Raw genomic sequence first — 11,127 nt, 5'->3', positions numbered from 1 at the left:
GGTCCCTGTTCGTGCATTTTCCGTGCATCCTTCGGGCAACGAACGCGTCGAGACGAAAGCCTCGGGCCGCCTCACGGGCCTCTCGCCCCGCATCCTGGGGCCGGACATGGACCGGGACGGGCTTGCGACAGCGGCGCGATCCTGCGGACCCGTTCAGGCCGCGCCCATCCTCGCCCGCCTCGCAGCGCTGCAGGAACTGCTCGCCGCCCCCGAAGCCCATGCCCGCCGCCTCGCCCGCACGCTGGAACGCCAGCGCAAGGCCGGTGAGGCGGCGCCCATGGCCCTGCCCATGACCCGCACCCACCGCCTGCCGCCCGAGCTGGGCGCCATCGCGACAGCGCTGCCGGAAATCCTCCGCGCCGCGTTCAAGAGCTGGGAAAGTTCGGGCTGAGTCCGACCGTCAATCAGACCCATTTTGCCGGGCACCCTGAGGGGCGTTTCCGGATAAGCGCGCATCCCGCCAAATTGCACACCCAACCTTCCCCCCGATGGCCCCTGCGCAGGCAGGGGCCCATGGACTGGCCACGCCTCACAGCGCTTTGGGACAATCCGGTCCGCGGATACCTGCCTGCGCAGGTATCCGCGGGAGGTGAGTGGGGCTCTCAGATGAGTTTAACTCGCTCCCCCATCCGCGCTCCCGGCGAAAGCCGGGACCTCAGGCAATCGGAGAAAGGAAACAGACCCCGGTCTTCGCCGGCGATGCAGAGCTGAAGACGGCGCTTAAATATCCAGTTCGTCCACAAACGCGGCATTGTCCTGGATGAACTTGAACCGGGTTTCGGCCTTCTTGCCCATCAGCGTGTTGATGAGTTCGGACGGCTTCATTTCCGTCAGTTCGTCCATCGAGTCCGGCAGCGTGACGCGGGCCAGCGTGCGGGTGGACGGGTTCATCGTGGTCTCTTTCAGCTGCGCAGGGTTCATCTCGCCGAGACCCTTGAAGCGCACCATGTCGACTTTCTGGTTCGGCTTGAAATGCTTGGCCATCACTTCGGTCCGGTGTTCCTCGTTCATCGCATAGGCAATCGTGCCCTTGTTCGACAGGCGGAACAGCGGCGGCTGGGCCATGAACAGGCGTCCGCTCTCGATCAGGCCCGGCGTCAGGCGATAGAAGAAGGTGATCAGCAGCGCTGCAATGTGGGCGCCGTCGACGTCAGCATCGGTCATGATGATTATCCGCTCGTAGCGCAGCTCATCCAGATCGAACTTGCGGCCGAGTTGCGTGCCAAGCGCGAGGGCCAGATCGTTGAGCTCCTGGTTGCCGGCCAGCTTGTCGGCCGAGGCGCTTTCCACATTCAGGATCTTGCCGCGCAGGGGCAGGATGGCTTGTGTCTTCCGGTCGCGCGCCTGCTTGGCGCTGCCACCAGCGGAGTCGCCTTCGACGAGGAACAGCTCGGTGCCTTCCGGGCCCTTTTCGGCGCAGTCGGCGAGCTTGCCCGGCAGGCGGAGCTTCTTGGTCACCGACTTGCGGCTGATCTCTTTCTGCTTGCGGCGGTTGGCGCGTTCTTCAGCCCGGTCGATCGCCCAGGTGAGCAGCTTGTCAGCCTCTTTCGGGCTGCCGGCGAGCCAGTGGTCAAACCGGTCGCGCACCGCGTTTTCGACGAGGCGGAAGGCTGCCGTGGTCGATAGCTTGTCCTTGGTCTGGCCGACGAATTCCGGGTTGCGGATGAAGACCGACAGCAGCAGGCCCGAATGGCCCATGATGTCTTCGGCCGTGATATCGGCGCCCTTCTTCTGGCCCGTCAGCTCGGCAAAGTTGCGCAGGCCCTTGGTGATGGCCGAGCGGAAACCGGCTTCGTGCGTGCCGCCTTCGGGCGTCGGGATCGTGTTACAGTAGGAGCGGGCAAAGCCGTCAGCTTCGCCGAAACCGGCGCGCGTCCAGGCAATCGCCCATTCGACCTTGCCTTCCTTGCCGGCGTCGACGAGGCCGGTGAAGGCCGTTTCCGTGATCGTCGCCTTGTCGGCGAAGACTTCGTCGAGCTGGTCGGCGAGGCCGTTCGGATAGGACAGTGTGGCTTCTGCCGGGATTTTCGAATCTTCCGGCAGAAGACTCGGGTCACAGCTCCAGCGCACTTCCACGCCGCGATAGAGATAGGCTTTCGACCGCGCCATCTGGAACAGGCGGGCCGGACGGAAACGCAGCTTCTCGCCGAAAATCTGGGTGTCCGGGCGGAACTTGACCGATGTGCCCCGTCGGTTCGGCGTGGCGCCGACCTTTTCCAGTTTTCCCTGTGGCAGGCCGCGGGAGAAGGTCTGGCGGTAGAGAATCTTGTCGCGCGCAACTTCCACCTCGACCAGTTCCGACAGCGCGTTCACCACCGAAATACCCACGCCGTGCAGGCCGCCGGCGGTTTCATAGGCCTTGTCGGAGAACTTTCCGCCCGCGTGGAGCGTGGTCATGATGACTTCCAGCGCCGATTTCTTGGGGAATTTCGGGTGTGGATCGACCGGGATGCCGCGTCCATTGTCGACGACCGTCAGGAAGCCCTCGGCATCGAGGTGGATTTCGATGCGGTTGGCGTGGCCGGCAACGGCCTCGTCCATCGAGTTGTCGAGCACTTCGGCGAAGAGGTGGTGATAGGCGCGCTCATCCGTGCCGCCAATATACATGCCGGGCCGTTTGCGGACCGGTTCAAGGCCCTCAAGAACTTCAATATCTTTGGCCGAATAGCCGGAAGAATCTGGTACCATAGTGTCGAACAGCTTTGCTTGATTGGCGGCGGCCATAATTGGTCTCCCTTAAAGGGCGTGCGACTCAGTGTCGATATTGGGAGAACATAATGCCTGTCACGATTAATGCCCCGTTAACCCTGCCGAGTGGGCTGACCTTCCCGAACCGTCTTGTGAAGGCTGCCATGACAGAGGGACTCGCCGATTCGCGCAACCGGCCAACTGAGGAACATGTGACCCTCTATCGCCGCTGGGCCGACGGCGGGGCAGGCGGCCTGCTGACCGGCAACGTGCAGATTGACCGCCACCACCTGGAGCGCGTCGGCAATGTCGTGATCGACGCGAAGTCTGGCGATGACGCGCTGGATGGCCTGTCGCGCTGGGCCGAAGCGGCCAAGTCGCATGGCGCGGCCTTCATCATGCAGGTGAGCCATGCCGGGCGGCAGACGCCCAAGCTGGTCAATCCACGGCCTGCCGCGCCGAGCCCTGTGGCACTGGGCCTGCCCGGCGGGCAGTTCGGAGAGCCGCGCGCGATGACGGCTGACGAGATCAAGGCGGTGGTCGAGGGCTTCGGACGCGCTGCTCGAGTGGCCCGGAAAGCCGGGTTTGACGGCATTCAGGTCCATGCGGCCCATGGCTACCTCCTCAGTTCCTTCCTCTCACCGCTCGCCAACCGCCGCGAGGATGACTGGGGAGGACCGCTGGAGAACCGCGCCCGCCTGCTGGTCGATAGTGTGCGGGAGGCCAAAGTGCAGGGCGGGCCGGGCTTTTCGGTATCGGTGAAGCTCAATTCCGCAGATTTCCAGAAGGGCGGTTTCAGCCACGCAGATTGCCTCGCGGTGATCGATATGCTGAACGGGCTGGGCGTCGATTTCGTCGAGATTTCCGGCGGCAATTATGAGCAGCCCGCGATGATGGACACAGAAGGGCTGGAACCTGCGTATGAAGATACGCGCCGCTCATCCACGCGCGAACGGGAGGCCTATTTCCTCTCCTATGCCAAATCGGTGCAGGAACGGGCAGGAATGCCCCTCATGGTCACCGGCGGCTTCCGCACGCGATCAGCCATGAATGCGGCGCTTGAGGCGCATGAAGCTGACCTGATCGGCCTCGGCCGCCCGCTCTGTGTTGATCCGGCGACGCCGCTGAAGCTCTTGTCGGGTGAGGCTGACGCCACCAAATGGGAGTCACAATTACGCATCGGGCCGGGCATTTTCGGCCCGAATTCCCCCATCAAGCTGATCCAGGCGCTTAACGGTTTTGGCGCCATGGGCTGGTATTATGAACAGATCAGGCTGCTCGGCGCCGGCAAGCCGACAGATCCGAAACTGGGCGTCCTGAAAGCCTTTATGGCCCACCAGAAGAAGGAAACCAGTAGCGCCAAGGCCTGGCGCGCCGCGATGCCTTGATTTCAGGCGGTTTTTCAATTCCCCAGATTCTTGCGCATTCTTCGGCTTGAAGCACCGGCCCTTGCGATCCACATCTTAGCTATCCGCCCGACTCTCGTCATGATTGACGGGCAGGGTGCACAGAGGGGTCGCCGCCAAGCGGGGCCCGAATTCCAAGGAGGCATTCAAATGCCAAGACTCAAGAACCTTCCGGTGTTGCCGCTTCGGGACATCGTTGTGTTTCCGGACATGGTCGCACCGCTTTTCGTGGGCCGGGACAAGTCCGTTCGTGCCCTCGAGATGATCGATGAGGGTGATAATGAAATCATGCTGGTAGCCCAGCGCGACGCCGCGATCGACGATCCGGGCGCCGATGACGTGCACCCGATCGGCACGATTGCCACCATCCTCCAGCTTCTGAAACTGCCTGATGGCACCGTGAAGGTGCTCGTCGAGGGCCAGACCCGTGCGCGCCTCAATGCGCTGCATGATCGTGGCGACTATTTCGAAGCTGAAGTTGAAACCATTCCTGAAGCCGACACAGACGGCGGCGATGTCCAGGCGCTGATGCGCGCCGTGCAGGAGCAGTTCGAGAATTACGTCAAACTGAACCGCAAGATCCCGCCGGAATCCGTCACCACGATCAGCCAGCTCACTGAGCCTGGCAAACTGGCTGACGCCGTTGCCTCGCAATTGTCGGTGAAGATTTCCGACAAGCAGGAACTGCTCGAACTGTCAGACATCAAGGACCGCCTCGAGAAGGTGTTCGCCCTGATGGAAGGCGAGATGGGCATGCTGCAAATGGAGCGGAAGATCAAAAACCGCGTCAAGCGGCAGATGGAGAAGACCCAGCGCGAGTATTATCTCAATGAGCAGATGAAGGCGATCCAGCGCGAGCTGGGCGAGCAGGGCGGCGACGGCGGTGAACGCGACGAAGTGGCCGAACTCGAGCAAAAAATTGCCGACACGCCGTTCACCGAGGAAGCCCGCGCCAAGGCTGAAGCCGAAGTCAAGAAACTGCGCCAGATGTCGCCCATGTCGGCGGAATCCACTGTCGTGCGCAATTATCTCGACTGGCTGCTGTCCCTGCCATGGGGCAAGCGCAAGGATATCCAGACGGACCTTGTGAAGGCCGAGAAGCAACTCGATGACGACCATTACGGTCTCGAGAAGGTCAAGGAACGGATCCTCGAATACCTTGCCGTGCAGAAGCGTACCGGCAAGCTTAAAGGCCCCATCCTCTGCCTCGTCGGCCCTCCCGGCGTCGGCAAGACCTCGCTTGGCAAGTCCATCGCCGAAGCCACGGGCCGCGACTTTGTGCGCGTGTCACTGGGCGGCGTGCGTGACGAGTCCGAGATCCGCGGTCACCGCCGTACCTATATCGGCTCGATGCCGGGCCGGATCGTGCAGTCGCTGAAAAAGGCGAAGACGGGGAACCCGCTCTTCCTGCTGGATGAGATCGACAAGATGGGCATGGACCATCGTGGCGATCCTGCCTCGGCCCTGCTCGAAGTGCTCGACCCGGAACAGAACGCCACGTTCAACGACCACTATCTCGAAGTCGACTATGACCTTTCGGATGTGATGTTTGTCACTACGGCGAACTCGCTCAACATGCCCCAGCCCCTGCTGGACCGCATGGAGATCATCCGGATCGCCGGTTACACCGAGGACGAGAAGGTCGAGATCACCAAGCGCCACCTGATCCCTCAGGTGCGCGAGGATCACGGCCTGAAAGCCGACGAATGGATCGTCACCGACGAAGCCGTTCGCGACCTTGCAAGGTACTATACCCGTGAGGCCGGTGTGCGTTCGCTCAAGCGTGAGATCGCGCGGCTGGCCCGCAAGGTCGTGCGCAAGCTGGCAACAGACGAATCGCTGACGTCGTTGACGATCACGCGGGACAATCTCGCCGAATATGCCGGCGTGAAGAAGTTCCGTTATGGCCTTGCCGACGAGACCGATCAGATCGGCGCTGTCACCGGCCTTGCCTGGACGGAATCCGGCGGCGACCTCCTCACCATCGAGGCGGTCAAGATGCCGGGGCGTGGCAACATGAAGGTCACGGGTAACCTGCGCGACGTCATGAAGGAATCGATCCAGGCGGCCAGCTCGCTGGTGCGGTCCCGCTCGGTTGTCCTCGGCATCAAGCCGACCGTGTTCAGCACGAACGACATCCACGTGCACGTGCCGGATGGCGCGACGCCGAAGGATGGGCCGAGTGCCGGCGCGGCCATGACAACGGCCATCGTCTCGCTGCTCACCGGCATTCCGGTGAACCGTGAGGTCGCGATGACGGGCGAGATTTCGCTGCGCGGTCGCGTGTTGCCGATTGGCGGCCTGAAGGAGAAACTCCTGGCGGCGCTGCGCGGCGGCATCAAGACGGTGCTGATCCCGGAAGAGAACGAGAAGGATCTCGAGGAGATCCCGGACAATGTGAAGACCGGCCTGCGGATCATCCCCGTGTCGGACATCAACGAAGTTCTGGAACTCGCCCTCAGCGAGCCCCTGAGCCCGATTGTCTGGTCCGAAGCTGACGAGGCTGCCCTGCAGGCGAGCCTTTCCGGCCAGCCGGCTTCCAGTTCGGATACCGTTCGTCCTCACTAAGGACTGATACATAAGCAGAAAGCGGCCGCATCCTTGATGCGGCCGCTTTTTTTGTGCCTGCGTGCGACGGGGAACGTTGCCCGGCTGCGCCCATTGGTCTGTCAGGACATAAAACTGACAGGAGACACGACATGAGAATTCTCGTAGCTGGCGCAACAGGCAATACAGGCGCACGCCTTGTGCATAAACTGACCGATGCAGGCCACGTACCGGTCGCCATGGCGCGGGAGAGTTCCGATACGAGCGTACTTCCTGCGGGCTGTGAACTTCGCATGGCCGACCTGACCGACCTGAAGGACGATGTCGTGCGCGACGTGGATGCGGTTGTCTTCGCGGCCGGTTCCGGCGGCGATACAGGCAAGGACATGACGGACAAGGTGGACCGCGACGGCGCGATTGCGCTGATCGACGCGGCGGCAAAGGCCGGGATTGGCCGCTTCGTCATGCTTAGCTCCGTTGGTGCCGACGATCCTTCGCAGGGCTCCGACGGCATCCGCCACTATCTGGAGGCCAAGCACGATGCGGACGCCCACCTGAAGAAATCCGACATGCCCTATGTCATCGTCCGGCCGATCAGCCTCAGCAATGATGACGGCAAGGGCTTTGTCACGCTTGCAGACCATGTCGACCGGGATGGCCAGGTGACGCGTGATGACGTGGCGGCCGTGCTTTCAGCGTCCGTCTGGCAGGCCGGGATTGAGGGCAAGACCTTTGAAATGGCACAGGGCCACACGTCAGTTGTCGAGGCCATCGCCGAACTGGCAGCCTGATCTTCCAAATGCAGGGAGCGCGTGTTTTTCACATGCGCTCTCTTGCTTTTTGCCTCAGGAATCCGCAAAAGCCGCGATGGAATAGGGCGGTTAGCTCAGTTGGTAGAGCATCTCGTTTACACCGAGAGGGTCAGCGGTTCGAGCCCGTTACCGCCCACCATAAAAACAAGGCACTAGCCTGTGGAAAAAAGAACATCAGAGAACAGTTTACAGCATAGTTTACAGGTTCTGTTCTTGTTCCGTCCTTAAAATGTGGCGCTCTTGCGCCCAGAACGGTCGCGTCGAACGTGTGTGCGCGCTTGATTTTTTATGCATGTCTTGGGTGTCCAGTCGAACAGATCGGTGAGGACTTAATCAGTGAAGCGGTCCCGGCTTAGCAGTTGCTGGATTACTTCGCTTCTTGCCGTCCACCACCGTCGGATACACGCATGAACAATGCGAGAAGTGGTTCGTTGATATAGTAATTGTTCCGGCCGGCCTGATGCTTGGTCACGAAGCCCGCTTCGGCTAGCTGGTCGAGATACTTGGTGGCGGTAGGTCGGCTGACATGCAGGTCGTTCATCACGTAATCGATGCGCGTGTAAGGGTGGCGGAAGAGGTTGTTCAACAAGTCCTGACTGTAGATCTTGCCGAGCTCTGCTCGCATCCGTTTCTTGTAGTCCGCCATCTGGGCGCGCAAACCTTCGATCAGCTGTAGGGTAGTCTGAGATGTCTCTGCCACCGCTTCCAGAATGTAGAGTACCCAATCTTCCCAGGCGCCGTCGTCTCGCACGGCCTGCAGCAATTGATAATAGTCGTTTTTCGTACCTGTGATGTGCCGGCTGAGATAGAGAATGGGAATGTCGAGCAGGCCCGTGCGCGTCAGATAAAGTACATTGAGGATACGCCCGATCCGGCCATTGCCATCCGGGAACGGGTGGATGCTCTCAAATTGATGGTGAATGATCGCCATTTTGATGAGCGGGTCCAGATCGCAGGCGTCATCATCGTTGATGAAGACTTCGAGTCCAGCCATAAGGGCTTCAATCTCACGCGGGCCCTGTGGTGGCACATAGACGGTTTCGCCTGTGCGATCATTCTTCAGCTCTGTTCCGGCCTGCGTTCTGAAGCCATCGTCTCGCCCCTTCAACAAACGGAACATGTCGATGATGATGCGGTTGGTGATCAAACCTTGCGTCTTGCGTAGCTGGTCAAATCCAAGTCTCAGGGCATCACGATAGAGCGCGACCTCTTTTGCTGCGGCTGAGCCAGGTCCTTCCGGGAACAAGTCTGCTTGGAACAGTTCATCTTGAGTGGTGACGATGTTTTCAATTTCAGAACTTGCCTTGGCCTCCTGCAAGGCCAGCGTGTCGATCAAGATACCCTGGTTGGGGATGGCTTTGGCTGCGCCCTTCAATTCCGCCAGTGCCCTGTTGGCGCGTGCAAGTGCCTTCAGCACCGGTATCGTCTCGATCTCGACGGGTGGCGGAAGGTCTGGCAATTTGTACGAGGAATCTGGTAATTTCGACATGATGTGTCAAAGAAACGCAATTTTCTTTACATGTCCAGCTAACGTGTAAAGAAAATCACCAAATTGGTGCAAATCAGCACTAAGCGATTTCTTGCCTATGCAGGTGGCAGCCTTTACGAGACCTGGCTACTAGATCGAAGTCGTCATCGCTTCAATAACAGCTGCATCTGACACGTAAATCCGCTTCATTTTCGCGAGCGTGCCCGGCGTCCAGCCAAACAAATCAGTCAGAACCTGATCTGATATCAGAGCCGGGTAGAGGTGCTGAAGGATGACCATATTCGTCGCGCATGTCTTGCGCATGTCGTGGATGGTTGGTCCATCGTTTTCCGGGCCAAGTCCCATACGGCTGCGATGGCGATCAAAGCTCGTGCCGAACCCTTCTGCAGTCCAAGGCTTGCCCTTGCTGGAGAAAAGAATCGTGAGGGGCGCAGTCGCGAGTTTGGCGCGCGCCGCATCGATTTCATCAAGCAACGACCGGAGCGGAGGCGTGATGGGGATAAGTGCAGTGTTGCGGCCACGGCTCTTGCCCGTAGGAATGATCAGATGCTGCTTCGTGATCGCCGAAAGTGGCAAGCGGGTAAGGTCTTCACGGCGAAGTCCAGTGTGAAGAGCCAGTTTGAACGCCCATGCCAAATGAGCTGACGCGGTTTCGAGAAACTTTGCCTGCTCTTCCAGAGACCAAATACGCGCTTCCGTCGGCCGCTCGTAAAGCGGTTCGATGCCATGCGCTCGGTTCCAGTCCAGCCGCCCGTCCTTTTTGCACCAGGTCAGGAAGGCCGACAGAGCCAGGACGGCCTCATCAGCAGCGCTCGGAGAGTGACCCCAAACACGATCGCGGTGGGAGGTGATAAACTTGATAATGCGTCTGCTATCGAAAACCGAAAGCGGTGCGTTCGCAGCTGGCTGGCCCGCCTTCAGGGGCATTTCCAACCACTTGTCGAGGTACTTGATCCTGGCAGTTTGCCCTTTTGTCTTCATCTTTCTGAATGCGGGAGACTTCTTCCGATAAAGCATGACCGCCATAGCGAACGAATCTGCGACCGGCGCTCTCTCATCCTCCATCACCTCTGAATAGGCCTGGATGAATTCTGGAGGCAATCGCTTGCCGGCTCCGTCCAATCTGGATCCTTCACTCGTCCAAAATTTGGGCCCACCTCGAAACGCATAATAATAGTATCGGGTCTGACCAGTCGCGAGCTTCTTCGCAATTACATGAAGTCCCTTGATGGACATGCTCAGCTCCCTAGCCATTTCGCCTCCGAATCAGTTTCGAGCCTGAGAGAGGCCTTGTCCAGAAGCGTAATTTCGCCGTCAGGCATTAGCCGAACGCCGCACACATCAAATCCTGTATCTTTCGCTGCAGCGATCAGCGTTTTGAGACGGCGCTTGATTTCACAGGTTTTAAGATGGGGAGGTATCTGCGTCCGGGCCATTGCTCGACATCACCGGTAGGTTTGAGTCTTCATGGCCTTACGAAAGCCAGGATCGCTTGAAAGGAAAGCTTCAAGCATCAGAGGAACCAGCACAGCCACCGATGCCTCAGCTCCGTAGGTGGCAGCATGGATCCGAGAATACGCTTCGAGGTCCGCAGCCAGAGGTGGCTCGAGACTGATCGACAGTTTCTGCGGTGTCCGGTCCGGAAGCGGCCCAATTTTCAGACTGACTTCACTCATGGCTGATTGCCTCCTTGATAGGGTTTCAGAACGATATCCTTGTTGACGAGCACTGCGAGCCGCCAGCCAGGCCGGATCGTGATCGAGGGTTGGACGTCGAGATTGCGACGCACGATTTCCTGGCCCGCCTCATTCGCGCCCGTCTGTGCGGAGCGGCGAAGCGCGCGGGCAATGTCGCCCTCATCATCGCTCGCGAGTTCTGATCCCACGCCGAGCAAGGTGGAGAGCGCGACGCCCTGCAACAGCTTCCAGGAATGATAGTCGACTTTGTCTTCGAGGCCGGCATAGCCACGGGCATCGACGCCGGCGAGATTGTCGATGCGGATCGACGATCCATCCGGCATGACGATCCGGCTCCAGACGAGGAGCGCCCGTGACTGACCGAACGCGATGACGCTGTCATAGCGGCCAATGAGCCTCGCGCCCTGAGGCACGAGAACGCTCTCTCCAGTGACGGTGTCATAAACCGGGCTTGTCACCTGCGCGATGACCTGCCCCGGAAGGTCGGA

At 60.0% G+C, this 11,127-nt stretch carries 9 protein-coding genes and 1 tRNA gene; 5 read left to right on the top strand and 5 right to left on the bottom strand.

Annotated elements, in window-relative coordinates:
- The coding region (locus tag HY30_RS20215) for a hypothetical protein (RefSeq protein WP_422120000.1) at positions 1-391 on the top strand (391 nt) is incomplete at its 5' end.
- A gap of 329 nt (positions 392-720) precedes the next feature.
- Here HY30_RS20215 and parE read toward each other — a convergent pair.
- On the bottom strand, positions 721-2,724 hold the full coding sequence (parE, locus tag HY30_RS13820; protein ID WP_034741794.1) for a DNA topoisomerase IV subunit B: 2,004 nt from the start codon (positions 2,722-2,724) through the stop codon (positions 721-723).
- A gap of 53 nt (positions 2,725-2,777) precedes the next feature.
- On the opposite strand from parE, the gene HY30_RS13815 reads away from it, so the two are divergent.
- From HY30_RS13815 to HY30_RS13800, 4 genes are all read left to right on the top strand, one after another.
- The gene (locus HY30_RS13815; protein WP_034741792.1) at positions 2,778-4,076 is read left to right on the top strand and encodes an NADH:flavin oxidoreductase/NADH oxidase family protein; all 1,299 of its coding nucleotides are present in this window, start codon (positions 2,778-2,780) and stop codon (positions 4,074-4,076) included.
- Between the two features lie 168 nt (positions 4,077-4,244).
- Complete coding sequence (lon, locus tag HY30_RS13810) at positions 4,245-6,662, top strand: endopeptidase La (RefSeq protein WP_034741790.1); 2,418 nt, start codon at positions 4,245-4,247, stop codon at positions 6,660-6,662.
- Between the two features lie 131 nt (positions 6,663-6,793).
- A complete protein-coding gene (locus tag HY30_RS13805; RefSeq protein WP_034741788.1) occupies positions 6,794-7,432 on the top strand; it encodes an SDR family oxidoreductase in 639 nt (212 codons plus the stop codon).
- 84 nt (positions 7,433-7,516) lie between these two features.
- Positions 7,517-7,592: transfer RNA gene (locus HY30_RS13800), tRNA-Val, on the top strand.
- A gap of 228 nt (positions 7,593-7,820) precedes the next feature.
- Here the strand turns inward: HY30_RS13800 and HY30_RS13795 are convergent.
- The 4 genes from HY30_RS13795 to HY30_RS13775 form a co-directional block, all read right to left on the bottom strand.
- The gene (locus HY30_RS13795; RefSeq protein WP_034741786.1) at positions 7,821-8,942 is read right to left on the bottom strand and encodes a Fic family protein; all 1,122 of its coding nucleotides are present in this window, start codon (positions 8,940-8,942) and stop codon (positions 7,821-7,823) included.
- A gap of 129 nt (positions 8,943-9,071) precedes the next feature.
- The gene (locus tag HY30_RS13790) at positions 9,072-10,178 is read right to left on the bottom strand and encodes a tyrosine-type recombinase/integrase (protein WP_045695885.1); all 1,107 of its coding nucleotides are present in this window, start codon (positions 10,176-10,178) and stop codon (positions 9,072-9,074) included.
- Between the two features lie 209 nt (positions 10,179-10,387).
- On the bottom strand, positions 10,388-10,618 hold the full coding sequence (locus tag HY30_RS13780; RefSeq protein ID WP_034741777.1) for a DUF2274 domain-containing protein: 231 nt from the start codon (positions 10,616-10,618) through the stop codon (positions 10,388-10,390).
- Positions 10,615-11,127 (bottom strand): TraB/TrbI/VirB10 family type IV secretion system protein (locus HY30_RS13775; protein ID WP_034741774.1); only part of this gene is annotated, 513 nt, incomplete at its 5' end. The genes HY30_RS13780 and HY30_RS13775, both read right to left, overlap by 4 nt.

This window comes from Hyphomonas chukchiensis (assembly GCF_000682695.1).
Lineage (GTDB): Bacteria > Pseudomonadota > Alphaproteobacteria > Caulobacterales > Hyphomonadaceae > Hyphomonas > Hyphomonas chukchiensis.
The sequence above is the reverse complement of the archived record's forward strand: the minus strand, read 5'-3'. Positions and strand labels throughout refer to the sequence as shown.

Coding starts and splice junctions, on each gene's coding strand:
- HY30_RS13780 (WP_034741777.1), bottom strand. CDS start 10,618: ATGAGTGAAGTCAGTCTGAAAATTGGGCCGCTTCCGGACCGGACACCG.
- lon (WP_034741790.1), top strand. CDS start 4,245: ATGCCAAGACTCAAGAACCTTCCGGTGTTGCCGCTTCGGGACATCGTT.
- HY30_RS13795 (WP_034741786.1), bottom strand. CDS start 8,942: ATGTCGAAATTACCAGATTCCTCGTACAAATTGCCAGACCTTCCGCCA.
- HY30_RS13790 (WP_045695885.1), bottom strand. CDS start 10,178: ATGTCCATCAAGGGACTTCATGTAATTGCGAAGAAGCTCGCGACTGGT.
- HY30_RS13815 (WP_034741792.1), top strand. CDS start 2,778: ATGCCTGTCACGATTAATGCCCCGTTAACCCTGCCGAGTGGGCTGACC.
- parE (WP_034741794.1), bottom strand. CDS start 2,724: ATGGCCGCCGCCAATCAAGCAAAGCTGTTCGACACTATGGTACCAGAT.
- HY30_RS13805 (WP_034741788.1), top strand. CDS start 6,794: ATGAGAATTCTCGTAGCTGGCGCAACAGGCAATACAGGCGCACGCCTT.